Origin of the sequence: Flagellimonas maritima (assembly GCF_003269425.1) — a bacterium.
Lineage (GTDB): Bacteria > Bacteroidota > Bacteroidia > Flavobacteriales > Flavobacteriaceae > Flagellimonas > Flagellimonas maritima.
This window is the reverse complement of sequence record NZ_CP030104.1, coordinates 1,518,868-1,544,849: the sequence shown is the minus strand read 5'-3', so window position 1 is coordinate 1,544,849 and position 25,982 is coordinate 1,518,868. Positions and strand designations below refer to the sequence as shown.

24 protein-coding genes are annotated in these 25,982 nt (G+C 44.2%); 14 read left to right on the top strand and 10 right to left on the bottom strand.

Translation table 11 applies throughout. The features are described 5' to 3' along the window. Positions 1 to 190: 190 nt before the first annotated feature. Positions 191 to 424, bottom strand: a complete 234-nt coding sequence (locus HME9304_RS16830) for a hypothetical protein (RefSeq protein WP_123877380.1) — start codon at positions 422 to 424, stop codon at positions 191 to 193. 52 nt (positions 425 to 476) lie between these two features. Beyond that, positions 477 to 1,070: a Crp/Fnr family transcriptional regulator gene (locus tag HME9304_RS06840; RefSeq protein WP_164674786.1), complete on the bottom strand. Its 594-nt coding sequence runs from the start codon at positions 1,068 to 1,070 to the stop codon at positions 477 to 479. A gap of 201 nt (positions 1,071 to 1,271) precedes the next feature. Here HME9304_RS06840 and HME9304_RS06835 point away from each other — a divergent pair, with 201 nt between their 5' ends. From HME9304_RS06835 to HME9304_RS06785, 11 genes are all read left to right on the top strand, one after another. Beyond that, a complete protein-coding gene (locus tag HME9304_RS06835; protein WP_112377873.1) occupies positions 1,272 to 1,892 on the top strand; it encodes a TetR/AcrR family transcriptional regulator in 621 nt (206 codons plus the stop codon). 76 nt (positions 1,893 to 1,968) lie between these two features. Then, entirely contained in the window at positions 1,969 to 3,246 is a 1,278-nt protein-coding gene (locus HME9304_RS06830; RefSeq protein ID WP_112377872.1) for a TolC family protein, read from the top strand. Positions 3,247 to 3,256: 10 nt separating this feature from the next. Beyond that, positions 3,257 to 4,234 carry an HlyD family secretion protein gene (locus tag HME9304_RS06825; protein ID WP_206170503.1) on the top strand — a complete coding sequence of 326 codons (978 nt, stop codon included), beginning with the start codon at positions 3,257 to 3,259 and terminating at the stop codon, positions 4,232 to 4,234. After that, a complete protein-coding gene (locus tag HME9304_RS06820; protein ID WP_112377871.1) occupies positions 4,234 to 5,163 on the top strand; it encodes an ABC transporter ATP-binding protein in 930 nt (309 codons plus the stop codon). Before HME9304_RS06825 ends, HME9304_RS06820 begins: the two co-directional genes overlap by 1 nt. Before the next feature lie 33 nt (positions 5,164 to 5,196). Further along, on the top strand, positions 5,197 to 5,925 hold the full coding sequence (locus HME9304_RS06815; RefSeq protein ID WP_112377870.1) for an ABC transporter ATP-binding protein: 729 nt from the start codon (positions 5,197 to 5,199) through the stop codon (positions 5,923 to 5,925). Positions 5,926 to 5,936: 11 nt separating this feature from the next. Next, positions 5,937 to 6,926 carry a 4Fe-4S dicluster domain-containing protein gene (locus HME9304_RS06810; RefSeq protein ID WP_112377869.1) on the top strand — a complete coding sequence of 330 codons (990 nt, stop codon included), beginning with the start codon at positions 5,937 to 5,939 and terminating at the stop codon, positions 6,924 to 6,926. Next, positions 6,898 to 7,380: a DUF2141 domain-containing protein gene (locus tag HME9304_RS06805; RefSeq protein WP_123877377.1), complete on the top strand. Its 483-nt coding sequence runs from the start codon at positions 6,898 to 6,900 to the stop codon at positions 7,378 to 7,380. The genes HME9304_RS06810 and HME9304_RS06805 overlap by 29 nt, the downstream gene beginning before the upstream one ends. Before the next feature lie 7 nt (positions 7,381 to 7,387). Then, positions 7,388 to 8,497, top strand: a complete 1,110-nt coding sequence (locus HME9304_RS06800) for an ABC transporter permease (RefSeq protein ID WP_112377867.1) — start codon at positions 7,388 to 7,390, stop codon at positions 8,495 to 8,497. Between the two features lie 176 nt (positions 8,498 to 8,673). Then, a complete protein-coding gene (locus HME9304_RS06795) occupies positions 8,674 to 9,726 on the top strand; it encodes an ABC transporter permease (RefSeq protein ID WP_239023409.1) in 1,053 nt (350 codons plus the stop codon). Then, a complete protein-coding gene (locus HME9304_RS06790) occupies positions 9,648 to 10,574 on the top strand; it encodes a phospholipase A (RefSeq protein ID WP_112377865.1) in 927 nt (308 codons plus the stop codon). Before HME9304_RS06795 ends, HME9304_RS06790 begins: the two co-directional genes overlap by 79 nt. A 59-nt stretch (positions 10,575 to 10,633) precedes the next feature. Beyond that, a complete protein-coding gene (locus HME9304_RS06785) occupies positions 10,634 to 11,101 on the top strand; it encodes a hypothetical protein (protein WP_112377864.1) in 468 nt (155 codons plus the stop codon). Positions 11,102 to 11,731: 630 nt separating this feature from the next. Here HME9304_RS06785 and HME9304_RS06780 read toward each other — a convergent pair. Next, the gene (locus HME9304_RS06780) at positions 11,732 to 13,036 is read right to left on the bottom strand and encodes a hypothetical protein (RefSeq protein ID WP_112377863.1); all 1,305 of its coding nucleotides are present in this window, start codon (positions 13,034 to 13,036) and stop codon (positions 11,732 to 11,734) included. 238 nt (positions 13,037 to 13,274) lie between these two features. On the opposite strand from HME9304_RS06780, the gene HME9304_RS06775 reads away from it, so the two are divergent. Continuing rightward, the gene (locus HME9304_RS06775; RefSeq protein ID WP_112377862.1) at positions 13,275 to 14,393 is read left to right on the top strand and encodes a serine hydrolase domain-containing protein; all 1,119 of its coding nucleotides are present in this window, start codon (positions 13,275 to 13,277) and stop codon (positions 14,391 to 14,393) included. A gap of 23 nt (positions 14,394 to 14,416) precedes the next feature. Beyond that, a complete protein-coding gene (locus HME9304_RS06770; RefSeq protein WP_123877374.1) occupies positions 14,417 to 15,154 on the top strand; it encodes a hypothetical protein in 738 nt (245 codons plus the stop codon). Between the two features lie 126 nt (positions 15,155 to 15,280). Here the strand turns inward: HME9304_RS06770 and HME9304_RS06765 are convergent, their stop codons facing one another. The 7 genes from HME9304_RS06765 to HME9304_RS06735 all read right to left on the bottom strand — a co-directional run bounded on the left by HME9304_RS06765 (position 15,281) and on the right by HME9304_RS06735 (position 24,872). Further along, a complete protein-coding gene (locus HME9304_RS06765) occupies positions 15,281 to 16,546 on the bottom strand; it encodes a TolC family protein (RefSeq protein WP_206170502.1) in 1,266 nt (421 codons plus the stop codon). A 31-nt stretch (positions 16,547 to 16,577) separates the two neighbouring features. Continuing rightward, positions 16,578 to 19,724 carry an efflux RND transporter permease subunit gene (locus HME9304_RS06760; RefSeq protein ID WP_112377859.1) on the bottom strand — a complete coding sequence of 1,049 codons (3,147 nt, stop codon included), beginning with the start codon at positions 19,722 to 19,724 and terminating at the stop codon, positions 16,578 to 16,580. Between the two features lies 1 nt (position 19,725). Next, positions 19,726 to 20,841: an efflux RND transporter periplasmic adaptor subunit gene (locus HME9304_RS06755; RefSeq protein ID WP_112377858.1), complete on the bottom strand. Its 1,116-nt coding sequence runs from the start codon at positions 20,839 to 20,841 to the stop codon at positions 19,726 to 19,728. Between the two features lies 1 nt (position 20,842). Further along, the gene (locus HME9304_RS06750; RefSeq protein ID WP_112377857.1) at positions 20,843 to 21,202 is read right to left on the bottom strand and encodes a hypothetical protein; all 360 of its coding nucleotides are present in this window, start codon (positions 21,200 to 21,202) and stop codon (positions 20,843 to 20,845) included. Beyond that, on the bottom strand, positions 21,192 to 22,127 hold the full coding sequence (locus HME9304_RS06745) for a DUF6268 family outer membrane beta-barrel protein (RefSeq protein ID WP_112377856.1): 936 nt from the start codon (positions 22,125 to 22,127) through the stop codon (positions 21,192 to 21,194). The genes HME9304_RS06750 and HME9304_RS06745 overlap by 11 nt, the downstream gene beginning before the upstream one ends. A gap of 161 nt (positions 22,128 to 22,288) precedes the next feature. After that, positions 22,289 to 23,548: a BamG family beta-barrel-assembly machinery protein gene (locus HME9304_RS06740; protein ID WP_123877371.1), complete on the bottom strand. Its 1,260-nt coding sequence runs from the start codon at positions 23,546 to 23,548 to the stop codon at positions 22,289 to 22,291. Continuing rightward, entirely contained in the window at positions 23,535 to 24,872 is a 1,338-nt protein-coding gene (locus HME9304_RS06735; protein ID WP_112377854.1) for a DUF4270 family protein, read from the bottom strand. The genes HME9304_RS06740 and HME9304_RS06735 overlap by 14 nt, the downstream gene beginning before the upstream one ends. A gap of 225 nt (positions 24,873 to 25,097) precedes the next feature. Between HME9304_RS06735 and HME9304_RS06730 the strand changes: the two genes are divergently transcribed. After that, on the top strand, positions 25,098 to 25,982 hold the full coding sequence (locus tag HME9304_RS06730; RefSeq protein WP_123877368.1) for a DUF6268 family outer membrane beta-barrel protein: 885 nt from the start codon (positions 25,098 to 25,100) through the stop codon (positions 25,980 to 25,982).

Genomic DNA, 25,982 nt, shown 5'->3' with positions numbered 1-25,982 from the left:
TATTTTAAAATTTTATAAAATGAGATGGTCGTTGAATCTTGTCGTGTATCGCGACTTTGCTTTTTGAGGAAATGAGGAGCCTCCCAAGCAGGGCAAAGTAAAATCGGAATCGCGGTATGCAATGTGTATGACCATCATCATTTAGCTAACTAAATTTCTATGGTACAAAGATGCCCCGATAAAGTGCCGGTCAAATTACCATATGGTAACTAATCTGTCTGGATGTATTTTTTGCCTTAAAAGCCATCCGGAAAGACCACAAAATGGAGTAGGATGGGATGTAGCGCATAGCTTTTCTCCTTGCTGCTGCAATGCTTAGATGGGTGTAGTACCTGTCATTGCGACGCTTTACCGCTTCGCTCTCCCTATGGTCGTGAATGTCGCAGGCTCCATTTCGCGAAAGCGTAAGTAGCATAACTTTCATCAGGAGATAGATGAAGTGTCTGTTTGAATCCTAAGGAAGAAGCGCCCGGTTTTTAGATATTCTTTCGGATGCGGCTAAGCGAATTTGGGGTAATGCCCAGATAGGATGCCAGTTGTTTGAGCGGAACCCGATTGATGGCGTTGGATTTTTTGAGCATTTCGAGGTAGCGGGTTTCCGCATCCATCACCTGAAAAGAAATCAGGCTGTTCACCACATCCAAAAAGGCATCCTCCATAATAATTCGGCCAAATTTTTGCCACTCTGGGAACTCGGTGTAAAATTCGTGCATCTTCCTCGCCTTGATGCTGAAGATTTCCGTCCTGTCGATGCTCAATACCTTTGCTTTGGACTGTTGCCCGGACCGCAGTGATTCCAAATCGGTAAAAAACTTATTTTCAAAAATAAGCCAGGCCGTAATCTCTTTTTCGGGGGTCTCAATCACGATTCTCGCACCGCCACTTGCAATGAAATAATATTTGGTGACATACTGCCCCATTTTGATAATGGGCGTATCCTTCTCAAAGGTTTTGTTTTCAAAAGCACCCAAAATAGTGTCTAGGGTCGCCTCGTCGATATTTATTTTTGAATTTATGTAGGTTTTAAGAAGTTCCATTGCCATAGCTGTATCACCCATGACGAGCAACATCAAGAGCTTTACATTTGATTTAAGTATTAGTGCGGTCTTATTTTTCCCGCTAAAATGCTGAGGTAAAAATACCATAAAATATAGAACGGAAAATTTGAACAATTGAATTAAGCACAAAATCGTTACGGGATTTGACTTGAATTCAACCATTCGGTTCAACCGCTAGTTAATAATTTTGCATCTTTGTGTAAATACATAAAGATGGACAAGCCAATAAAGAAAGATACCGAGGCCGAAATTCTGAAAGCTGCCAAAAGAGTTTTTATAGAAAAAGGTTATGATGGGGCACGCATGCAGGAAATTGCAGATGAGGCAAACATCAACAAGGCAATGCTGCACTATTATTTTAGGAGCAAGGAAGCGTTGTTCAGCAAGATTTTAGAGGAAGCCGTAGACTTGTCGGTGGCCAATATGTTTCCCGCCTTTCAGTATAACGGTACCATAATGGAAAAAATGGAGCGGTTGGTCAATAACTACATTGACACGATGAGCAAAAACCCCCATATTCCCTTATTTCTATTGAGCGAAATGTCACGCGGACAGCAATCGTTCCAGACCAAGCTCAAATCCAAAATGATGGAAAACGGGATTCTTCCCGCATTTATCCATCAATACCTTCAAGAACAGGAGCAGCGAATACTCAGACCCGTGCCCCCAAACCATTTTATTCTGACGGTGATGTCACTCATCAACTTTCCGTTTATCGCAAAATCCATCTTTATCACGATGCTCGATCTGCCGGAAAAAGACTTTCTCGCAATGATGCAAGAGCGTAAGACGATTGTAATCAATGTGCTAAAAGATTCCTTCACCCAATCTTAATATAAAATTAACCAATTGGTTAAACTTTTTTATATCTTTGTGTTAACCAATTAGTTTAACTTTTTAATTAAAGTAGATGAGAAACATTCGATTGACGGCCTGCGGGCTGGCTTTTTTCTTGTATACGATGGCCGTGGCACAAGATATGCAGGACAAAAAAATCACCTTGCAAGAGGCCTATCAATGGGCAAATACCAATTACCCGCTTATCGATGATACCGAAATCATCGACCGACTGGAGGCCGTAAACCTTGAGATTATCAAAAGGGACGGTCTTCCCTCGCTCAGTGCCAAGGGAAGGGCGCAGTACCAAACCGAAAATTTTGAGATTCCGCTGGGAAGCACCACACTGGAAGCACCCCTTGAAACCTGGAACGCCGCCCTTAATCTCAACTATGATGTGTACGACGGCGGTATGAAAAGCGCACAGCGCAGCCTTGAAAAGGCATCGGCTAACGTAGAGCGGCAATCGCTACAGGTGCAACTCCGTACCCTCAAAGACCGGGTCAACAATTTGGTATTTGCCACCACGCTTTCGCGAAAGCAAGATACCATCCTTCAAAATTCCCTCGAAGATATCAGGACCAACATCGAGACCCTGCAGGCCGGTTATGATAACGGTACCGTACTGGAGTCTGAGGTTTCCAAACTAAAGGTGCGCCGTCTTGAGCTGCTTAAAGACCAGCTGGAGGTACGCGGCAATACCGATACTTATATAAGCTTGTTGGAACAATTAACTGGCAAGACGCTTTCCGAGGATGTGCAATTCGTTACCCCCGAGGGATTGATAGTCACAGCAGGCAATGACATCAAAAGGCCCGAAAATGAGCTGTACGATAGTCAAAAATCCCTCATTGCCGCCCGGGAAGCGTCCATTGCCGCCAGTACGAAACCGAAAATATCGTTATATGCCGAAAGCGGCGTGGGAAATCCCAATCCGGTAAATTTTGCCGACTTTGAAACTTCGACCTATTCCTTGGGCGGGGTTCAGCTCAACTGGAGCCTTTTCAACTTTGGCAAAAGCAAGACGGAAAGGGAAAAGCTAAAAATACAACAGGAGCAAATCGAGGTGGATCGGGAAGTATTTCTCTTCGACCTGGAAAACCAGCGTAAGGAGTACCTCAAAGAGATGGAGACCATAGCCTCCCAAATCGAGAACAACGAGCAAATCGTGGCCTTGCGGACCGAAATTCTAAGACAGTCCAAAGTCCAGCTGGACAATGGGATTATCAATTCCAGCGAGTACATTACCCAGCTCAATGCAAAAATCAATGCAGAACAGCAACTGGAACTCAACCGTATCGAATTGCTTCAAACAAAAATCAACTACCTGACCCTTATCGGGCAGCTTTAACTTCATGAAAATGAAAGCATCCATAAAAAAATCAAAAACTCTTTTGCACCGACCGCAAGTGCCTTTTTTCACGGATATGAACTACCTCTACAATCTTCTTTTTCTCAGCCTCAGTTTAGTCATAGCATCCTGTGGGGACGATTCAAAATCTGATGCCTACGGAAATTTTGAGGCCACCACCGTGACCGTGAGCGCAAAGGGCAACGGGGAGCTTCTGAAATTCGGTATAGAAGAAGGTGACCGCGTTGAAGCCGGTCAGCAATTGGGTTTGATAGATACCACCCAGCGCTATCTGGAAAAAGTCAGGCTAAAGGCTCAGTTGAACGCCCTGAACCTGCGCACCCAGGAGGCCGGTCCGGAAATTGCCATCCTTCAGGAAGATTTAAAAAACCTGCAACGGGAGCGCGACCGTACCCAGCGACTTTTTGCGCAGAAAGCGGCGACCCAAAAACAATTGGACGATTACGAGGGCCGTATCGGGGTGGTACAACAGCAGATTGCATCCGCTAGACGCAGCGTAGGCGTGGCCAATCGGGGCGTCCTTTCCGAAGAAGAACCCTTAAAAGCGCAGATACAGCTTATCGAAAAGCAAATCAAAGACTGTAAGATTATCAATCCGCTCAGCGGTACAATACTGACCACTTTTGCAGAGCCCAGCGAACTTGTAAGCAACGGGTCGCCCCTGTACAAAGTCGCCAACCTCGATACGCTAAAACTAAAAGCTTACACCAGTGCCACTATCTTGCAGAACGTCAAACTTAACGACAGGGTAACCGTGCTGGTCGATGAGGGCGAGGACAGTTATAAGGAACTGAACGGTACCGTGACCTGGATTGCCAGTGAGGCGGAATTTACCCCAAAGACCATAGAGACCAAAGAAGAGCGTGTGAATCTGGTCTATGCCATTGAAGTAAGCGTACCGAACGACGGCTATCTCAAAATAGGAATGCCGGGCGAGGTCGTGTTCCAAAAACCCACTACGAACTAATGGCGGCAATATACATCGATAACATATCAAAATCCTATGGCGATATCAGGGCCCTTGAAAACATAAGTTTTGAGGTGGCCGATGGCGAACTTTTTGGACTCATCGGTCCCGATGGTGCCGGTAAATCCACATTGTTCAGGATTTTGACTACCCTGTTGCTGGCAGATGAAGGAAACGCCACGGTAGTGGGCCACGATGTGGTCAAAGCGTACAAAGAGATACGCAAACGAGTGGGCTATATGCCCGGGCGATTTTCACTGTATCAGGATTTGAGCGTCGAGGAAAACCTCTCGTTTTTCGCGACTATTTTCGGCACCACGATTGAGGAGAATTACGATTTGGTCAAGGATATCTACGTACAGATAGAACCCTTTAAAGACCGTTTGGCGGGCAATCTTTCCGGCGGGATGAAGCAAAAACTGGCCCTGTGCTGCGCCCTGATTCATAAGCCGGAAGTCCTTTTTTTGGATGAACCTACTACGGGTGTCGATGCCGTAAGCCGGAAGGAATTTTGGGATATGCTCAAGAGCCTTAAGGAAAAGAACATCGCCATTTTAGTGAGTACGCCCTATATGGACGAAGCTAGTCTGTGCGACAGGATTGCGCTGATACAAGAAGGAAAGATTCTATCCATCGACGCACCCGAAAAAATGATAGCTGATTTTAAAAAACCGCTGTACGCCATCAAAACAAACGACATTTATGAGACCCTGCTCTTTCTCAGAAAACAAGACTACACCGAGAGCGCCTTGCCCTTTGGCGAATACATCCACTTGATTACCAAAGAACCGATGGAAATAAAGAATATCGGGCAGCACATTAAATTGGAAAACATTCCCGTCGAAGAAGTAAAAAAAATTGAAGCCACCGTAGAGGATATCTTTTTGGATTTATCCAAAAAACCTGAGGTACCCACTAAAACCGACTGAATATGAAAGCTCAAAGCAAAAAAAACTAGGTAAATGACTAATGAAAAAGTCATAGAGGTTCAGGATTTGACCAAGAAATTTGGCGATTTCACGGCCGTGGATGCCATCACGTTCGACGTGTACAAGGGCGAGATATTCGGTTTTTTGGGGGCGAACGGTGCCGGCAAGACCACAGCAATGAAAATGCTCAACGGGCTGAGCAAACCCACCTCGGGCAACGGCACCGTAGCGGGACTGGACGTTATCAACGAGACGGACAAAATCAAGGAGCGCATCGGGTATATGTCACAAAAGTTTAGTCTGTACGAAGATTTATCCGTCAACCAGAACATTGAATTTTATGGGGGCATTTATGGGCTTTCGCGAAAGCGTATCCAAGAAAAAACGGCTGAAATTTTAGAAGAGCTGAACTTGAAGGATGTTGCTAAAAAAGTGGTGGGCGCCCTACCCTTGGGCTGGAAACAGCGCCTGGCCTTTGCCATCTCAATGGTGCACGACCCGGCCATCGTATTTATGGACGAACCCACGGGCGGTGTAGACCCACAAGTACGCAGGCAATTTTGGGAAGCCATTTATGAAGCCGCAAAAAAGGGCAGGACGATTTTTGTGACCACCCATTATATGGACGAGGCCGAGTATTGTGACCGTGTATCCATTATGGTCGATGGAAAAATCGAGGCGCTGGACACGCCCGATAAATTGAAGGAACAGTTCAACACCGAAACGATGGACGAGGTATTTTTAAAATTGGTCAGAAACTAAAAGCGATACGTATGATACAGTGGTTCAGTAAAAAATTGATGGGGCAACTTGAGGTTTTAGAAAAAAGACTTAAGGGCAAATCGGGCTTTGTACAACCAGGGCCGTATGCACGTAAAAGTTTTGACTTTTTAGCGGCCGGCGGTATGAACATTCCCGAAGAAAGCACCGAGAAAAAGACATTTTTCTTTAAAGTGTTGCCGATGATAGCACAATCAATGTTCGGTAATTTTCATATGACCAAATCTTTGGCAATGGACCCGAAAAAACCGAGAACCATAGCCAGCCCGACCCTGCTTGCCGATATTGAGACCTTTTGTAAAGCACATAAAGTGAGTATGATAGGCTATACAAAATTAAATCCCGATTATATTTTTGACCATACAGCGGTAAAGTACGACAATGTCGTTGTACTGGCGCAGGAGATGAACGAACAGCGCATTATGGAAGCCCCGAGTATGAACACCGAGGTGATGATACAAGAGACCTATAAAGATGTAGGTGGCACGGCCAATAAATTGGCGCGTTTTCTAAGGCTTAAAAAGTATGGCGCCCACGCTTCCCATTCCGTCAGGGGCAATATTATCTTGCCGCCTGTGGCACAGGATGCCGGTCTGGGCTACGTAGGGCGAAATGGGGTACTGCTTACCGAAAAATTGGGGCCCAGGGTACGCCTGGCGGCCGTGATGACCAGTATCGAAAATCTACCTTTCGCCGATAAGGAAAACAATCCACATCAATGGATACGCAATTTTTGTGATATGTGCGGGCGGTGCATCAAGAAGTGCCCGCCAAAGGCGTTATACGAAAAGGCCATACAGCGGGAAGGCGGCGCGCTTACGCACGTAGACAACAAATTATGCTACCCATATTTCCATAAAAATTACGGTTGCGGGGTATGTTTAAAGGTCTGTCCCTTTAGTCGTAGTGACTTCAGGGTCTACAAAAAGGCGTTTGAACGTAAAAAGCGAAAAGATGCCAAACGAGAAAAGAAGAATTCCTAAATACCTTATGATGAAAAAGACAATTGTACTATTCTTAATAGCAACAGGCTTATCAAGCTTTGCCTCAAAACCCGAGAAAAATCCAGTGGAAAACGGTTCCATAACCGTAACCGTCAATGGCATTGAGAAGCAAAAAGGCCAAATCGTCTTTATGCTTTTTGACCGAGAGGAAGGTTTCCCGAAAGAAGTCGATAAAGCCTTTAAAAAGGGCATCGTAAGCACTTTTGACACCTCGGCCACCTACACGTTTGAAAATATTCCTAACGGGAAATATGCTATTGCCGTTTTTCAGGATGAGAATAAGGATGGTGAAATCGAGACGAATTTTATCGGGATGCCCAAAGAACCCGTAGGCGCGTCGAATATGACCAAAATGGGGAAGCCCAGTTTTAGTAAATGTGCCGTGCAGTTGCAGGAGCCTTCCAAAAGTATCCGTTTGAAGTTCATTATATAACACCGCGATGTTCAAGGTCTTCAAGGCATTTGTAAAAAAAGAGTTCTACCACATTCTACGGGATAAGCGCACGTTGCTCATCCTTTTTGGAATGCCTATTGCACAGGTGCTGATTTTCGGCTTTGCGGTGACCAACGAGTTCAACGATACGAAAATCGATGTGCTCGACTATGCCAAAGACGTGACCAGTAATCAGCTCATCGACCACATTCAAAGTTCGGGCCATTTTATGGTCAACAATAGGCTTCTTTCCGAAAAGGAAATGGAGGACGGTTTTAAAGCGGGCGCTTCAAAAATCGTGGTGGCCATCCCCGAAAATTTTTCCGAAGATTTCTATGCCGGTGCCAATCCGCAAATACAGGTAATTACCGATGGTAGCGACCCGAACAATGCGAATACGCTGGTACAGTACGTCACCCAGATGGTGAATACCTTCAAGACCGAGAGGTCTGTCCAAGGCGGAACGCCCTATCAAATACAACTATCGACCCAGATGATGTATAATCCGCAATTGGTAAGTTCTTATAATTTTGTGCCCGGTACCATTGCCCTTATTTTATTGATAATCTGTGCAATGCTCACCTCGCTCACCATCGCCAAGGAAAATGAAAAAGGTACGATGGAAGTACTTCTGGTATCGCCTTTACCACCGGTTATTATCATTTTGGGCAAGGTTACGCCCTACGCGCTATTATCCTTCGGCATCGCTGTACTGGTCGTACTGATAGGGAACATCGTATTCGGGGTACCGGTTCTGGGCAGTTTTGGATTATTAATGCTAATGTGCTTGCTGTACGTGATTACGGCACTTTCGCTAGGAACCTTGATTTCCACCAAATCGGATACCCAACAAAAGGCGATGATGACCTCGCTGATGAGCCTGATGATGCCCTCGCTTATTTTGTCGGGCTTCATATTCCCGATGTCCAGTATGCCGCAGGTGTTACAGTGGATAGGGCATATCATCCCTGCAAAATATTTTATCGATATTTTGAAAGGGATAATGTTGCGCGGTGTGGGTATGGACTTCCTTCTTTTTGAAGTGGGCGTACTACTGTTGATGACCCTGGTCTTTCTGGTATTGACCTGGCGGAATTTTAAGATACGGCTAGAGTGAAATAAAAATTGTGCCGATTTGACCGCGCAGCAAATGTTTCGCGCCTGCTTTTCGGCAGACCGCAAAACGGAAAAATGTGAATATAAAGACCCATTAGAAATAGGTAAATGCATCGAATACGCTATCTCATACAAAAGGAGTTCAGGCAAATTGTCAGAGACAAGACCATCTTGTTGATGATGACGGTACTGCCTATCATACAGCTTATCGTGCTGGCCAGTGCCGCATCCAACGAAGTCAAGGATGTACAAGTGGTTATAGTCGATAAGGACCAGTCTGAAATCTCGCGCACGATTACGAACAAGGTAAATGCAAACGATTGGTTTACGCTGCTGGCCACGACCTTTGACCAAGATGCGGCCTTTGCCTATATGCAATCCGGCGATGCCGATGTCATTCTGGAAATTCCCAAAGATTTTGAACAACGATTTTACCGTGGCGAGGCGCCCCAGATGCAAATGCTGGTCAATGCCATCAATGGGCAGCAGGCTACGGTGGGCTCTGGCTATCTGTCCTCATTGATTGCCGATGTCAACCAGGATATTTTGATCGATGAGCCGCGACTGCTTTCCACGACCAATGGGCGGCAATCTGCGACCATCGTTTCCAACAATTGGTACAATCCGGAGCTCAAATACCCCCATTTTATGGCACCGGGCATCTTGGCGGAGCTTACCGCATTGCTCGTCATCATCCTTTCGGCAATGAACGTAGTGAAGGAAAGGGAGGTAGGCACCATTGAACAAATCAATGTCACCCCTATCAAAAAATGGGAGTTCATTCTGGGCAAGCTGGTGCCGTTTCTCTGCGTAGGGCTGGTATTGCTTACAATGGGACTGATAACCAGCAAGATTGTTTTTGGCATCCCGATTCGGGGCAGCATGTTCCTAGTCTTTGGCTACGGTATTATCAACATCATTTGTGTTCTGGGCCTGGGCCTTTTGATTTCCAACTTTGCCGAGACCCAGCAGCAGGCCATTTTTGTCGCTTTCTTTTTTGTGATGATTTTTATCTTGATGTGCGGCCTGTTTACTCCTATTGAGAGTATGCCCGTTTGGGCCCAGAAACTGACCATTCCCAATCCGTTGGCACACTTCATTTCGGTGACCCGAAAGGTACTGCTCAAGGGTAGCGGATTTATGGACGTAAAATGGGAGTTCATCTATACCATTTCACTGGCAATTATTTTCAACACTTTCGCTATATGGAGTTACAAAAAACAACAATGAGCAATATTGTTCTGCTCACTTTTTTAATGTCTTTCATCCCTTTGGCCTATGCCCAGAACGATACCATCGCCGTAGTTTCCGAAAATAAGATGGTACAGGGGATAGACAGCACCAATTTTAAAAAGTACATCCGCAGCCTGCCCGCTTTCACAATGTTCGGGGATAATTATTTCATCACCGGTACGACTACGGGCAGCGATGCGTTTACCTCGGACGGCAGCGATGCCAAATTTGAAATAGGCTTCAAACAGCGCCTCACCAATCTCGAACTGCCCTGGGAGACGTTCCCGTTTATTACCTATCGGCAAAAGGCCTTTTGGGATATTTATAAGGAATCCTTCCCCTTTCGGGAAACCAATTACAATCCCGCCCTAGGTCTGGCGAAGTTGTTTTTCAATGAAGAGGGTCTCGACTACGGACTTTATTTCGCCTTTGAGCACGAGAGCAACGGTCGCGATGGTGAGAATAACCGAAGCTGGAATTTTTTCTCGCTGAGCTATGCCAAACCGATGGGTGAGAAACTGCACATCCGTGCAAAGGCCTGGCTGCCCGTGGGCGATATGGAAGACAATGAAGACATTACCTCCTATCGCGGGTATTTCAATTTTGGAGCAACCTACAGAGTAGGCAGCGATGTCTATTTTGATTTAGATGTACAGCCCGCCTATGACGAAAAAATACAGGGCCACGTAAAGGCCTGCATAAGTTTTAAAATTTCAAAAAGCAGCAACCAGTTTGTGTATGTACAATATTTTGGCGGCTATTCGGAAGATTTGGTGGATTACAGCCAGTCGGTAAGCAATCTGCGTATAGGTATCGTCTTTAAGGACTTGTTTCTACACTTTTAACCATAACTAAACAACAGATAAAAAAACACAATCTATTTCTACTAATTGCCTTATCATACATGCAAGTCAGCACGGCACAGGATGTTAACACAAAAAGAGAATTTATGGGATTGGGCGTTCACGACGGTGTAACCCTGGGTGGCTTAGCGACAGCTATAGTAGCATTCTCGGTCTGGATATCTATTACATGCACTATTACAAGAAGGATTTTTGAAGGTGCGACAACGGGATTTTCAAATTTTCTCGGTAAGGCCGAAACCGTTGCAGGTATAGAAATCGACAATGACGACCTACAGTTTATCCCTCTGGCCGCAAGTATCAGATTCAGGCTTCTAAAAAATCTGTGCGTTGGGCCGGACATTGGTTATGCGATACCCTTGAACGATGGAGGAGACGGCGGTTTTTACCTTTCTCAGAGAGTATCTTATGTTTTTAACAACGGATTGATATTGTATGCAGGATACCGTTCCATCGCTTTGGAAGACAATCTGGCATCCGTTCAGTTTGGGTTGGGTTTTGCGTTTTAGTTCTATAGTATCGATAGGGTCGTAGAATTAATCTGATTTATTAAACCTATATTACTTGTTAACGCAAAGGAAAAAAATCTGAGCACTAATTTTATAGATACTTTAGGCCCTAAAAAGATAGTCCCATATTAGGATATTTATTGTTGGAAAAAGGAAAAGAGAAGATGCGCAATTTTCCCTTTGGATAAGTTGCAACATTGTCAATCAAACACACAGTTGCAAGGGACAATTACGACTATGTTAACCAGTATGGATTCCCAAAAATCTCAGTACGGAATGTTTCATATTTCATTGCAGTTATCCTCCAATAACAAAAGTAATCACTATAATACCTGAACTGAACTCCGTTATGGTTTATGTAATAGATAACTATAAAGCCAATGATCCACTTCGAGATTTTATAGTATCAGAATCAAAGCAAGCTGATGATAATCACAAATCACAAATTCATTCAATTGATTGTAAAGGAAGAAAAATTGCAATCCGTCATATACAATCTTATAGAATATTTTCATCTATTCTAATAGACCAGTTCTATACATACATTGAATAAAAAACTTTAGTGCCGTTAAAACTAACAATTAATAAGACTCCCCTGTATTTCCCAATCCGTCTTAAAAACTGGACAGTTTATGGAACGTGTTCATGGTATATTTGAAATTCATCGGAAAATTTGATTTCTCCTTGTCCATCCCTGAGTTCTACGTTATCTATCAGTCCCATTCCATTGAAGAAGTAGCTTATTTCCATGATTCCGTCAATGGAAGTCTTATACGAAGTAGAAAATACTTCAGAGCCGTTCAATAATATGTGAACGTTTTTGTTCGTGGTTCGGATTTCAAACTCATTCCATTGGTAGATGTTGGTGGTCAACTTGGTAAGGTCTTGGGTCCTCCCATCGTACGATTTGTCTCCTACTCTTTGGGAGAGTTCGCTGCCGCAGCCTTTGTTTCCTATCATGATCCAATAGTACCCATAGGCTCCTTGAAGGTGGATGTTTATTATAGGACAGTCTACATTCTCCAGTGGATCCATCTTAAATGAAGCCTTGTAAGTTAGATTATCCCCATCGACATCAAAATCCTTTACATGGTAATAGGCCAATTGAAAGTCCCTGTTCACATCAATACCCTTACTCCCTAAGGTTTCTGTATCAATACCCAAATAATTCTTTCTTAACCATAGGTATTTGTCGAAGGTCACGATGTTGGACATGGGTTGCCTTGCCGCAATAAACCAATTCTCGTAGGTCACATGCACGGGCATTTCCTTTATAACTTCTTCATCGGCGATAAGTTTTGCGGTGAAGTAACCGGGAATGTAGTAAATATCGGTCTGTTCCCTATTTCCCTTGAAAATTTCCACTCTCCTTGACCTATCCCAACTTTGTTGAAGGAAAAAACGATCGGCATCGATTGCTTCGATATCATATTGGAATACCACGGTATTCGGCAATTGGTTTTCGAGGGTCTTTGTATGGCCAAAGGAGACCTCGGTGACTTCAGTCCTCTTTGGCTGCCCTTTTTGAATTACCGTTGCGGCACCGATTAGAATCAAGACTATTGGAATCACCAACAACAACCCGATGGCTATTTTTCGATAACTCTTTTTTTGACCAACTGAGCGGACTTTGAATGAGCGGACTTTTTTTGCATTTCGATTTGTAATGGATGCGGATTTAAGGTTCTGCCAGTTTTTATCAAATGCCGCTGTCGAGAGGGCATTCAAAGTAGATATGTGGGGGAGACGTCGATAATCATTGGACCAAATTCTTTTTAAAGTGGAGACGCTCAATCTACAACCCGTTTTCTCCTCGATAAAAAAAGATAGAAATTCAAAGTCTTTCTGCGACCATTTCCTCATTTCCACAAGGTTGGCTTCTGCCGCAATCTTCCTTTTGACTTTTTCTAAAAGGGCACTATCGGATGGCTCCATTCAATTGATTTTTAATGTCTTGTCATTTCAAATATAAAATGAACAGAAAATGGTCGGAAATTGGTCATGGTAAAAAACATATATAAGCTAGCTTGCCTTTCATACTTAAAAGATAAATAAAAGTTGAACCTGTTACATCTATTTTCTATTTATTCTACCATTGAAAACATGGATTTTAAAGCCAAAAATCAAGAATCGGACCTTCTAAATTTCTTTTATACGCTAATTAAAAACTCATATGCATAAAATCACACCTTTAATCCTTTCACTGTTCACCATTCTGGGCTGTATTGACAAAAAGAAAAATAATGGAGCCAACCAAAATACGGGTGCTACAAATGAAAAGTTCGAAAAACTATCAAAGGACATCCCAAAATGGATGGACGAGCAAGACGTACCCAGTATTGCGGTTTCGGTCATCGAAGAAGGGGAAATCGTTTGGTCGAATGTTTATGGTCTTCAAAATGCGGACACCAAGGCTACGGACAGTACGTTGTACTTAAGTGCCTCAATTGCCAAACCACTGACAGCGGAAATTTTCCTTCGATTGGCCACAATGGGCAAGGTATTATTGGATGAACCTATGGCAGCATATTGGCTCGATCCCGATATTGAGGATGACCCCCGTGCCCAACTACTGACCCCCCGACATGTATTGACCCACCAGACAGGTTTTAAGAATTGGAGAAGGATGACCGGTGGCATACTTCGGTTTGAACGGGATCCCGGTCTTGAGATGGGGTACTCAGGAGAAGGGCTGCAATATTTGGTCAGGTTTTTGGAAAAAAAACTGGGGCGTTCTTTCAACACGCTTGCCAATGAAGTCCTGTTTCGCCCTGAAAACATGGAAAACTCCGCTATGGAAGACCAAGACTGGTATAAGGGAAGACTGGCGTGGCCTTATTTCCCAGAGGCCAAATGGATGCAACCCTTTCCCGTGGAAAAGGCATTTGGGGCCGGTGGCCTGCGCACAACGACCGTTGATTACGCAAAATTTATTTTGGGAATAATGAATGGGGATCAGGTGAGTAAGGATTTAAGAAAGGAACAATTTGAGATATCTCTAAACCAAAAAGAAAGGTGCTTGGAATCGGCCACCGTTCCAGAAGCATGTCCAAATCAACTTGGTTTTGGCCTTGGATGGTATGTGTATGCTTTCGAAGACGAAACGGTTATCGGCCATACGGGTGCCAATATGGGCGAACGGACGCTTGCCGTATTCAACCCAAAAAGAAAATCAGGTTTGGTCGCAATGTCAAATGGTTCCAACGGAAACCAGGTCATCTATAAAATCGCCGAGGCTGTTGGGGTACACCAAGGGTTCATCGACATCGAGAAGCCAAAGCAAAAACAATAATTGAACTTTTGAACAAAAAGAAAATGAAAACAATATCCATTATATGTCTAATAGCAATATTCTGCATAATGCCATTAAGGGGACAAAAAGAGGAAAAAATCGTACTTATGGATCTGGCCCATGGCCAGCGCATGTGGAACGACCCGAAACAACCTGTCCCGAATATAGGTTTTCCGGACAGTACCCGGATTCAGTACATAAATGAAGAACTTTCCAAAACACTGAAGCCAAATAATGCGAAGGTGGTATTTCTTAAAGATAGAATTACCTACAATGACCTAAAACGAGGAAACCTTCTCGTCTTACATGTTCCATCCCTGCCTTACTCCAAAAAAGAAGTGAAGAACATCAAAAAATATTTGAATAAAGGAGGTTCCATGCTTTTGGTGATGGAAGCCGATTATTGGACCGACCTTGGAAAGACCAATGTCAATGAAATCATAGAGAATCATGGTATGCAATATGGTGCCCAAAGCCGGGATACCCTAGTGGGGGGATATACGAAAAAAGGTGTCATCACTCCCCGGGAACTAAATATCACTTACGAGTTGGGACGTTCCATTGAGGGTGGCACACCCTTCGCTTTCAATAATCAGACCGATGAAGCCTTTGGGGTCCACAAAAATCTGCAGAACGAATCTAGGATTGTCGTACTGGGCGATGCCATGTGTTCCCTCTACATGACAGAATGGAAAGGAGTCGAAGGCTATAAGTGCCATGAGTTTATGGATGGCATCTACAAATGGCTTTTACAGAATTAAGTTATTAAATCGGATAGACATTTAGTCCAAGTGTTATAAAACCAACGATTTATAGGACTCTCCCAATTTTTCCCATCGGGTCTTTCAACCGGCCGATTTATTCAGCGGACAATAGCTGCAAAAAAATTACAACAGTAATAGCCCACCCAATTGTTTCAGGTTTAATTCGGCAATCTTGAGATCGTATTTGGCCCTTGCATAGTTGTTCAGGGCATTAAAGAGGTTTATTTGCGCCTGCCTAAATTCTACAGTGGTAATCTGTCCTAGACTATATTGTTTTTGGGTGCGTTGAAAATTCAACTCATTGGTACTTACGTTTTTGCTTTCAGCGGCCAAGGTATAGTGTGCGATAGAATAGGTCTCATACGCATTCAAGACCTCGGTGCGTACTTGTTCGCTTATCCTTTCCAGTTCGATTTCCCTATTCTGTCTGGTAATTTTTGCCGTTTTTATCCGAATGGTGTTCGCGCCTCCATCGAATAGGTTCCAGGACATGGTTAACCCCAAATTAATCCCGGAAGACTCATTGGCCAACGCAAAGGAGGTAGGGGGATTTTGACTCTCGTTCCATCGGTATGATCCGCTACCATTTATTTTGGGCAGAAATTTTGCTTTGTTTATCTTTATATCGAGTTCGCTCAATAAGATATTCTGATTGGCCAAAATCAATTGAATATTGTTTGTCTTGGCCGACTCGAGAATCGTTTCCTCTTGTATTGGTGGTGAAAAATTGACCGTCGTGTCGGCAACGAAACCTGAAGTCACTTCCCTTCCTACCACTAGGTTAAAGTTGCGTTTCAGGTTGTTGAGGTCCCTTACCGCATTGGTATAATTTATGCTATCGTTGTTCAGGTCCACTTGTGCGTTAAGTTCGTCGAGTGTTGTACCCTGACCGTATTTCAAGGCCTTTTGCGCACGTGTTAGTCTGTCCGTAGAATTCTGGATGTTGATTTTTAAATTCTCGACTACTTGTCTCTGAAACGCAACGTTAAAATAACTTTCATAGATGTCGATGATGGTGTTTTCTATTTGTTGTCTTTCCTGTAGTTCGCTCAACATTAGATTTTCCGCTCGCCTATCGTTGGTAAATTTTCGTTCAAGACCATCGAACAGCGTATATTCTGCGGTAATCGAGGCATTATATGATTCGGTAATGGCACCATCGATCGATGTGGCATTCCCATCGGCGAATACGACACTCTGGTTTTCATCCGAGTAGCTGACACCACCAGTGGCACTGACACGGGGCAAAAAGCCACTGTTCAGTAATTCAGTTTCTGTCTTGGCTAGTACCGTATTGTTTCTGGCGATTCGCAAATCATAATTTTTGTCCATGGCAAACGCTATGGATTCTTCCAAAGTAAATACCTCTTGCGCCAGTAGGGACGTCATAGGGCAAAAGAGGATAAAAAAAATAGCATGTTTAAAATGTTTCATGTTCCACTTCTTTTTCTTTAATGGCACGTTCTACGGACTCTCTTGGAGGTCTTTCACCTGTAAAAAGCTGTTTCACCCTTACCTTTACACTATTGGAAAAGGAAAGGAACATCGGTAGCATAAAAAGGGTGAGTACCGTGGCAATTGCTATACCGTAGGCAATAGAAATAGCCATTGGTATCAAGAATTGGGCTTGTAGGCTTTTTTCCAGAAGTAAGGGTGCCAGACCAGCTATGGTAGTCACCGATGTGAGGAAAATGGCCCTGAAGCGAGACCGACCGGTCTCGTAAAGCGCCTCCTCAAAAGGGAGTCCTTCTTTTAAATACCCGTTGAACTTGCCGGTGAAGACCAACCCGTCGTTGACCACGATTCCGACAAGACCAACAATTCCAAGAAAAGACAGTACATTAATGGGGAAACCATGCAGCCAATGGCCCCAAGCAACTCCAATAATGGTGAATGGTATCAGCGCCAGTAAGATAAAAGGTTGACTGTACGAACGGAACGCAAAGACAATGACCACATAAATCAGGAATATAGCGGCTGGAATTACCGCTACAGCGGAACCGACAATCTTGTTAGTTTCCCGATTTTGGCCTTCCGCACTGACCTGGATTTCAGGATACTTGTTTTGTACAGTCTCCGCAAAAGGACCGGTAAGGTTTGCCATAATGGCCGCGGCATTGACATCTTTTCCCGCAATATCGGCCTCGACGGTTATCTCACGTATCCCATCGGTATGATTGATCGCCACTTCGCCACGTTCAATGGTATAGGTAGCGATTTCCGATAAGGGTATTCGGCCCTCTGAAGTACTTATTTGTATGTCGTTGATGCTCTGTACCGTGGAACGATCGGTCCTGGCGTAGCGCACCCATATTTTTACTTCGTCCTGTCCGCGCTGCACACGTTGTACTTCCTTGCCGAAGAAGGCGTTCCTGACCTGTGCCATGACATCGTTCAGTGTAAGTCCGAGCAATTCGGCATTTGGTTTAAGGGATAGGCGCATTTCCTTGATTCCTTCGGGACTGGTATCCACAATGTCCTTGACACCGGGATTTTTTCGTAGCTCGTTGTAGACCATCTCCTTGGCATTGTCTAGATTTTCCCGTATATCGCCCCGCAAGGAAATCGAAATCGGGCTACCGCCAACGTTCGCTCCCGAATTAAAACTCAGTTTTTCCAGCTGTGGCAAACTACCTACCTTGGTGCGTATCTTGTCTGAAATCTCAGGAGAACCCATTTCCCTTGTTTCGCTCGGGGAAAGGTTTACCGTAATACTCCCGGTGGCACTGCCCGGGCCAATCTTTCGTACCGTATTGGAGATATGGGCACTGCCCTCCAGATTATCACCAAGTTCGTTGTTTACCTCCCAAACGGCATTTTCGATATAGCGTGCTAGGGAATCGGTTACTTGTTCGGCTGTTCCCTGAGGGGTGTTCAGGCTTATACGTATCTGGTCACTGGCATTGGTGGGGAAAAATGCGGTTTTGATGATACCACCGGCAAAACCGCCTATGGTGAGCAAGAAAAGAAAGAGTATGATTGCAAAGGATAAAAATTTATGTTTTAAACTGAACTGAAAGGCAGGGCTATAAATCTTGTCCCTCATATAGTTCATGGCCTTATCTCCATATTCATTGAGCTTATAGGTTTTGGAGGAGTCCGATAGGTCTTTGGAGTGCGCCAAATGCGCAGGAAGGATCAGGAGTGCCTCTATTAGGGAAACTGCAAGTGTCAGGCTGACCACTACTGCGATGTCACCAAAGAACGCCCCTATTTGTCCGTCTAAAAAGAAAAATATGGAAAATGCAAGGATGGTGGTCGCTATGGCAGAAAGTATCGGGGTCAATACATCCATCGTGCCCATTACAGCAGCTTTGACCGGGGAATCCCCTTTTTCAGAACGTGCATAGATATTCTCCGCAATGACGATACCGTCATCGACCAGGATCCCGATAACCAAGATCATACCGAACATCGACAACATATTCAGTGTAATCCCCATATAGGGTAAGATGATGAACATGCCAAAAAAGGAAATGGGCAGGCCAAAAGCCACCCAAAATGCTACACCTGGCCTTAGAAAAAATGATAGCAGAATGAGTACGAGAATCATGCCTACGATAGCATTTTCAAGCAATAATGAAATTCTACCCTGTATCGCCTCGGAAGAATCGGTCGTGATTTCCAAGCGCATGTTGTCGTGGCTATCATTGAATTCTTCAATATATTCCTTTACCGTGTCGGCACTTCCGATAAGGTCCTCGCTATTGGTGTTGGTAATGGAAATGTTTATGGCGCGCTCTCCGTTTAGGAACAATTGATTGGTAGTCTCACTAAAGGTGTTCCGTATGTTGGCTACGTCCCTTAAGTATACCTTTCCGCCAATGGTATTCGATTTTAAAACAATATCCTGCAAGCCACGGGCGTAATAATCCTTGTTATCGGCACGGATCAGGTACTCCTCTTTTGTCGTTTTTATGGATCCGCCGGTAATGAGGATATTGGAATTGGCGACCGCCCTTGAGACCTCCTCAAATGTTAGGTCATAATTGCGCAACATGTCCTCGGTGACCGCAATTTCGATTTCCTCCTCAGGAAAACCGGTTATCTCGATTTGGGAAATGCCATCAATACGCAGCAGCTCGTCCTCGATATCCTGAGCGGTTTCTTTAAGGATGTGAAGGGGAATGTCCTCCCCGGTAACCACGAAAACGATGGATTCCCTCGCTGGGTCCACTTTTTCCACTACCGGTGGTTCGATACCGACGGGAAATGAAGGAATCCTATCCACTGCATTCTTCACATCATCCAAAAGAACATCAATGTCGAAATCGGTAACCATCTCAACCGTAATCGTACCTGTATTTTCGTTGGATATGGACGTTACCCTATCAATACCTTGGATACCTTTCAGGTTTCGTTCTATCTTCTCAACTACGCCCTCTTCGACCTCTTCGGGAGAAGCACCTGGATAATTGACCGAGATATTGATCAAGGTTGGATCTGCCAGCGGAAAGAAAGAGGAATTCATTTGGCGGTACCCCAGATACCCAAAAATCAAAAACCCTATGATAAAGATGTTAACGGCAACCGGATATTTGACAAAATGGGCGATAAAGTTTTTCATTCTATCTCTCTTCTTGCGTAACCGGCATCCCAGGATAGGCGTTTGCCAGCGATTTGGTAATCAAAGACTGCCCATCTTTTAAACCCCTCACGACCACACTGTCCCCTACATAATTAACAGGGGTTACTTCTTGAAGCGACAATACGCCATCCTTTACGACATACACACTACCGTTTACGGTCAAAAGGTCGCTACTAATGGTAAAAACCTCCTCAATTTCCTTTCCTGCAATGAGGGCCTTTAAATATTGACCGTCCTTCAGATTGTTTCCGGTAACCTCGACGAAAATTTCAATGGTCTGGGTATTCTGGTCTATAATGGGGTTGATACGCTCTACCTTACCGGTCAATTCGGTTTCCGAACCCAGTGTTTTCAAAAGGACCTTTTGGCCCTTGTTTAAAAAATCGTTCTCCGAAGCGGGTACGGATAGGCGCAGCTCAAATACAGAGGGATCTACGAAGGAACCTAATTTTTGCCCACTTCGCACCAGCGCACCTGCATTGACATTGGCTTCCGATACAACACCTGTAAATGGTGCTCTTATATAGTATTTAAATAGACGTTCCTGTAAGTTCGAGGTATTGTAGTAGGTCTGTGTTATATTCTTGCCTATGACGAACAGTCGTTCCGCTTCGGACTGGAAAGCTGGTAACGCCTCCAAATTACCCTCTATATCGAAGCTGATGAGGTATTCTTCCCACTTTTCGGCAGCCTCGGGATATTCCATTTCCATATCGGGCAGCATGGCCGCAATTTGATTCACAAGAGAACTTTTGTTCGCCTTTAATTGGGCCTTGAACTCGTTCGCATCGATGTATAGGATTGTCTGTCCCTTTGTAAATGAATTCCCTTCCTTGAAAGGTGTATTCGTTCTATTCAGCACACCCTGAACTTCGCTAAAAAGTTCTATTTTTTCCTTGGCTTCCAGCGTTCCGGTTGCCTCTAGGCGATAGGGAAGTGACCTCAATTCAACTGCTTGGGTCTCTACAGATACGCTTTTCGGGTCGGTTTCGGCTTTTGCTTCTTGCTTTTTAGGTCCTTTTTTCATCAGGACAAAAAGAAGTACACCCAAGACAAGGATACCGATACCGATAGCGATTCCAATCGTTTTCTTCATCTTAACCCATCATGTGTTTACGCATGTGTTTACGCATTTTGGGGGCTAAGTCATCTTCATATTTTTCCATTTGTCGCTCATTAAGTACTTTCTCAAGTTCTGCGTTTTTTCTCTTGTTGATGGCCTTCATATCGCCCATTTTTCCAAACATGCTTCCATCGGCATTGATTAGATTGGCGGATTCTTCCGCATATTTAGTATTGATGGCGGCCACCTTTGGCTTTTGCTCTTCGCTAAGGTTCAGTTCTGCAGTCATGGTCTTTGTTTGATAGGCGGCCATTTCCTCGGCGTCAGTCTTTTGGGCGTTGACCGATTGTATTAGAATCAGAAATAGGGCCAATGCTACATAGTTAGTCTTCATTGTTTCTTTCTTTTATGGTTTCTATTCGTTGCTTCCTGTTCAATAAAAGTTTCAATCCTACCCTAAAATAGGCTCCGCTTTCGGGTTCCAAATCGTAAATATCCTCGTTTTCATTGTCAAGGACCTTCAAGGTGGCTGCAGGTATAAAACCTCCCTCTGCCGAAAAGGCAAGGAACTTCGCAAAGCGGAAGGTATAGGCTAACCTAGTGTTCAATCCATTGAACTGTAACTTGGTGTCGGTCAATATTCTATTGCCATCTACCGCAACGGCATCGGAGTTGTTCGCGAAAAGACCTTCTGGGGATGCCAGCAGTGCCAAACGATGACGGTCATTGATTTGATAGTTTAAGGACGTAATCGGAAGCCCGATGGAATAACTCCAGTGTTCATTCAACTTTTGACGGAGGGATAGGGCCGGTAAAAACCTGGGTTCACCAAACTGGGTTCCATACAGCAGACCTATCATTACCATCGTGTTTCTATCAAAATCCCCCCAGCGTTTCGAGGCTCCTGCCAGAATGTTGAATACAAAATCCTCGGAAGAAACACCATCCCCGAAATTGGACATCAAAGTTGGTCCAACCGATGCAATGAAAGTCCATGAGTTACCCAATGGACGTATAAAGGATAGGTTCGCCCTTATGGCATGCATGTTTTCATAGGAATCCAAATCTATCACGTTCGTTGCCTCGTTAAACGTAAAATCGAAGTTTTGGTAGCCCAGACCCAACCCTATAATACTTTTACCGATAGGCTTGGCCAGATTAACGTTAGCTCTTATATTTCGTATTTCAGTACCCCCTAAATCGGGCATATATCCGTATTCCAATCCTGCAATCTCTATCTCGTTGGGATTGTTCATAACACCCATTTGTGCAAAGGAAGCTGTGGTAGTAAAGAGGATGACAATAAAGTAGCGTATCATATATTTTGAATTCGTTAGAGGGCAAATCTCGTTTACACCCCTGTAGTGTTCAATTCCGATAGACCAAATCCGAAAAAGACTATACCAATCGAGGAATTTCCCAGATTAAGGAAAGAAACCGTATTAGTAGTTGCTTTTTCCATATTCATAGATAAAATGGCTTAATCTATTTTTCGCTTCAGGAACCAGAAATCCTTCAGGCTAAAATTGATGTTCAATGTATTTACCCGCTCTTCGACGAGGATTCCCTCGGTAGATCCCCTATTGGTCTGCGAAAATCCAATGTTCAGCATGGATTTGGTTCGGATGCCCAAGGGGAAACCGATTCCAGCGGTAATCCCATAAGAGTCGATACTGTTTTCGGAAACCTCCAAATAACCGGTATCATAATTGAAACCCGCCCTAAAGTTGATTCGTTGCCAATACTTGTAAGAAGACGGATCGGCGATATACTCCGCTCCGAACCCGAACGTATTTTGATTGATAAATTCGCCTACGTTATCCTCTTGTTCCGTGGCGTTCCATAGGCGAATGGAATAATCCAAGTTCACGCTCAACGTATTGCTAGGCTTGAATAGGATACCGGTACCGACTTCCATAGGCAGGCTAAAACTGGGAATATCCATATCCGTCTCATTTTCGACGGGAGCCCTGGAACCGTCCAATGTCTTTCCTACAATTCTATCCTGTTTACCGGAAAGATCCGTAGGTAGATTGAGCGTCCAGCCCAGGGCCAGTTTTGGATGTATCTCACATTGCAGTCCAAGACCAAAACGAAATCCGTGGTAATAGCTTTGCTCCTCCACATTTAGGGAACTTACATTGAAACCAGAACGAACGTTTACGAGCTCCCTTTCGGTAACCGACCCGAAAAGGTAGGATAGATTAGCTCCAAGTCGCAATTCATCGGTTATCGAGTGACCATAGGAAAAACGGAAATCATTGAGTGCTCCCGAGCCGAAAAGACTACTCGTAAAGCGGTCGAAAGAGCCTTCGATATTGGTTTCTATACCCAAGAGTGAATATCCCACATTGGTATAGGGGGTAATCGATAGACCGAAAGAGGACTTGGGACTGATTGTGGAAGCTAGTGCAATATTGGAAAAGTTACTGGCAAAACGGGCCTCGTCATTGATCCGGTCGGAAACAGAACTCAGTTCCCCTAAAAAACCGAAGTCAAAGAGAAAACCGTTCTCCCCCAACGTACCATAGGATGCCGGATTGGCATTATTAATCAAGAAATCGCTGCTCAAGGCGTATCCCAATTTACCCAGTGCGCTGTTCTTTCCGATATTCGAATTGGTCGTAACCCCTATACCAAAAAGGGAGTAGGGGGATCCAGTCAAGTTGTTCAACTGGGATACGACCATTATCGGGAATAAGGCTATACTTATGGTAGCCCAAAATTTATTCATCATCATAGATTGCATAGGTTAGTTCCAAACTCGCCTCAAAATCCCTGTTTTCCTCTCCTTGCAATACTACGCGGCTCACGCTACTATTGAATTCGTTTAAAAAAAGTACCAAGGCATCGTCGCCTTCCCTGACCTCGTTCAGCTTAAAATCGATATAGCGATCGACAGGTATCTCGTAGGTGACGTCCAAAAACTCCTCGTTCTCTCCGACCAGCCTGCCAAAAATACTCCCATTGCTGTTCTGCAATTGTGCCCCTGCAAGATTGTTCCGGTCCAAAAAACTCACCACTAGGGAATCCCTAAGAGTCGTGAATTCATTATAACTTGTACGTAGCGGCTTAATCCGAAGGGTCGCCTGTAGCAGCGTGCCACTACCTTGTATATCGAAAATGTTCTTAATGGAAGGAAACTCTACTTTGACCGCATAGCCAGTGCCAGACTGGATATACGCCAGGTCTCTGGAATCAGTGGAGGAAATCTCTATCTCCTGATCGGTGAGGCCTTGTAGGTCGGTGCCGTCCGGTTGGCTGCTTATACTGTTAAATGCGGTCGGGAGTACTTGAAAAGGGTCGATTACCAAATCAAAGCTAAGCTCGTCATCCTCGAACTCCTCGGGAACGGAATAAAAGAAACGCAGGTAGGTATTATCGCTTCCCCTTGAAAAACCGATAACGGCGGTATTGTCCTGAGGTCCTGGACGCAACGCGAATCCTTTGAACACGTCCCGAAGTTCGTCGGTATCGTTGATGTCGTTATTCTGCAATAAATCGAATATGTTCTCTCCGAACTCAAAGGGGACCGATATGTGCAACGAATCCTCGTCGAAGGGTTCCGGAAGATAATTTCTGGATACAAGTGGCACCGAATCGAATTTTAAGGTGCTCGTATTATAGAAGATATTATCTTCAGGCTCTACATCCTCCTGAATAACATGCACGTTTATCTGTGAGACTGCTGTAGTGTCGTTATAGAAATAGCCGTCATAGCCCAGTATCAAAGCGACACTGTCCAGTTCAGCATCCTCGGGGAGATCGTAGATGTTCGTTGTGCTCTCGGTATTGGCTCTGGTGAGTTCGAAAAATGCAGAGGACTCCACTTCCCCAAAAAAATCATCCTTGTACTTGCCTACCAATAGTCTTTCGCTGCTGGAGGTGTTGATACTATCGAATTTGAACGTTGACATCTTTACTGTAAACGAGTCCAGAACCAAGACCCTCACGTTCGAGTCGGTAAAACCCTGACCGACCTCCAAGGAGGGAAAGTCGGACCCATCCATTGAACATGCGGCGATAAAGGCGGTCATCGCTAGGGCAATAACTATTTTTTTCATAAGCAACGAAAAAGATTAAAGAGCAAAATAAGCTGCATACGGACGTATATGGAACTATTTTATACCGGCCATGGATATCCATCTACCAATCCAACAAAAACATCTATCAAAACTTTATCAAGGTTTCGTAGAGATAAATTGCCCATAGGTAGGGAAAAATCCAAACCCTGTATATTTCTTTTCCCCTTAAGAGGTCTTGAAATTAGTTTTGGGAAAAAATAAGAGTTGAAGAACTATTTTTTCCTATTGCCGATGATATCAATAATGAGCACCATGGTCAAGGGTCAAGAATCCAAACTTCAGTTGGTCGGGGATTTTGAATACAGCCTGGTCTCGGATATAAGCGATACGGATTTGCGTACTTATAGCATTGGTTTGAAGGGAACAAAAAAAAATAGGTCTAACAAGTTCGGAATAGGTCTGCAATATGACGATTACCAGTTCCAGTATTTTGGGCGGTCAACGGGTTTCGAAGAATCCAACTTTCAAAAATTCCATACGGTACAGACCATGTTTTTCTATAAGCGTTCATTCTTCGAAAGTTGGTCCGTAGCTGCACATATCTCACCTACCTTATCGTCGAATTTCGTGGATGTTATCGACGGAGAGGATTTTATACCCAATGCCGATATCACCATTTCAAAAACTTGGAAAGACGAGAATGCATTATTGTGTTTCGCTATCGGTGCGGAATATGGGACTCTGTTCGGAATCCCAAGATGGTACCCTACATTTTCCTTCAACTATAATAGAAACAATAATTGGACCTTAATGCTCGGGTTTCCCGAGACACGAATCAGGTACAGTTTCAACGAGAGACACAGTCTTGGGGCACGGGCCAGACCGTTCGGGCTATACGCCAATAATTCGGATACTGTAATCTATCCAGGGCTCGGAGCGCTTGCCAATACAAAGCTCCGTTTCAATGGAAACGATTTTGGTCTGGAGCATAATTACGACATGGGAACAGGTTTTACAACTGTGGTCCGCGCAGGGTTTCAACAAACGAGCGATCTTGAAGTTTTGGATAACGGGAACCGGTTAATCCATGACTTTGAGCCGGACGGAACAGCTTATATAACAATGGGATTGAAGTACAAACTAAATTAA

What these genes read in the sequence shown, in the direction of transcription:
- HME9304_RS06835 (WP_112377873.1), top strand. Translation starts at nt 1,272, where the DNA reads ATGGACAAGCCAATAAAGAAAGATACCGAGGCCGAAATTCTGAAAGCT.
- HME9304_RS06785 (WP_112377864.1), top strand. Translation starts at nt 10,634, where the DNA reads ATGCAAGTCAGCACGGCACAGGATGTTAACACAAAAAGAGAATTTATG.
- HME9304_RS06765 (WP_206170502.1), bottom strand. Translation starts at nt 16,546, where the DNA reads ATGACGTCCCTACTGGCGCAAGAGGTATTTACTTTGGAAGAATCCATA.
- HME9304_RS06775 (WP_112377862.1), top strand. Translation starts at nt 13,275, where the DNA reads ATGCATAAAATCACACCTTTAATCCTTTCACTGTTCACCATTCTGGGC.
- HME9304_RS06815 (WP_112377870.1), top strand. Translation starts at nt 5,197, where the DNA reads ATGACTAATGAAAAAGTCATAGAGGTTCAGGATTTGACCAAGAAATTT.
- HME9304_RS06760 (WP_112377859.1), bottom strand. Translation starts at nt 19,724, where the DNA reads ATGAAAAACTTTATCGCCCATTTTGTCAAATATCCGGTTGCCGTTAAC.
- HME9304_RS06740 (WP_123877371.1), bottom strand. Translation starts at nt 23,548, where the DNA reads ATGATGATGAATAAATTTTGGGCTACCATAAGTATAGCCTTATTCCCG.
- HME9304_RS06825 (WP_206170503.1), top strand. Translation starts at nt 3,257, where the DNA reads ATGAAAGCATCCATAAAAAAATCAAAAACTCTTTTGCACCGACCGCAA.
- HME9304_RS06795 (WP_239023409.1), top strand. Translation starts at nt 8,674, where the DNA reads ATGATGACGGTACTGCCTATCATACAGCTTATCGTGCTGGCCAGTGCC.
- HME9304_RS06820 (WP_112377871.1), top strand. Translation starts at nt 4,234, where the DNA reads ATGGCGGCAATATACATCGATAACATATCAAAATCCTATGGCGATATC.
- HME9304_RS06800 (WP_112377867.1), top strand. Translation starts at nt 7,388, where the DNA reads ATGTTCAAGGTCTTCAAGGCATTTGTAAAAAAAGAGTTCTACCACATT.
- HME9304_RS06750 (WP_112377857.1), bottom strand. Translation starts at nt 21,202, where the DNA reads ATGAAGACTAACTATGTAGCATTGGCCCTATTTCTGATTCTAATACAA.
- HME9304_RS06790 (WP_112377865.1), top strand. Translation starts at nt 9,648, where the DNA reads ATGGGAGTTCATCTATACCATTTCACTGGCAATTATTTTCAACACTTT.
- HME9304_RS06810 (WP_112377869.1), top strand. Translation starts at nt 5,937, where the DNA reads ATGATACAGTGGTTCAGTAAAAAATTGATGGGGCAACTTGAGGTTTTA.
- HME9304_RS16830 (WP_123877380.1), bottom strand. Translation starts at nt 424, where the DNA reads ATGAAAGTTATGCTACTTACGCTTTCGCGAAATGGAGCCTGCGACATT.
- HME9304_RS06830 (WP_112377872.1), top strand. Translation starts at nt 1,969, where the DNA reads ATGAGAAACATTCGATTGACGGCCTGCGGGCTGGCTTTTTTCTTGTAT.
- HME9304_RS06805 (WP_123877377.1), top strand. Translation starts at nt 6,898, where the DNA reads ATGCCAAACGAGAAAAGAAGAATTCCTAAATACCTTATGATGAAAAAG.
- HME9304_RS06755 (WP_112377858.1), bottom strand. Translation starts at nt 20,841, where the DNA reads ATGAAGAAAACGATTGGAATCGCTATCGGTATCGGTATCCTTGTCTTG.
- HME9304_RS06735 (WP_112377854.1), bottom strand. Translation starts at nt 24,872, where the DNA reads ATGAAAAAAATAGTTATTGCCCTAGCGATGACCGCCTTTATCGCCGCA.
- HME9304_RS06745 (WP_112377856.1), bottom strand. Translation starts at nt 22,127, where the DNA reads ATGATACGCTACTTTATTGTCATCCTCTTTACTACCACAGCTTCCTTT.
- HME9304_RS06780 (WP_112377863.1), bottom strand. Translation starts at nt 13,036, where the DNA reads ATGGAGCCATCCGATAGTGCCCTTTTAGAAAAAGTCAAAAGGAAGATT.
- HME9304_RS06770 (WP_123877374.1), top strand. Translation starts at nt 14,417, where the DNA reads ATGAAAACAATATCCATTATATGTCTAATAGCAATATTCTGCATAATG.
- HME9304_RS06840 (WP_164674786.1), bottom strand. Translation starts at nt 1,070, where the DNA reads ATGTTGCTCGTCATGGGTGATACAGCTATGGCAATGGAACTTCTTAAA.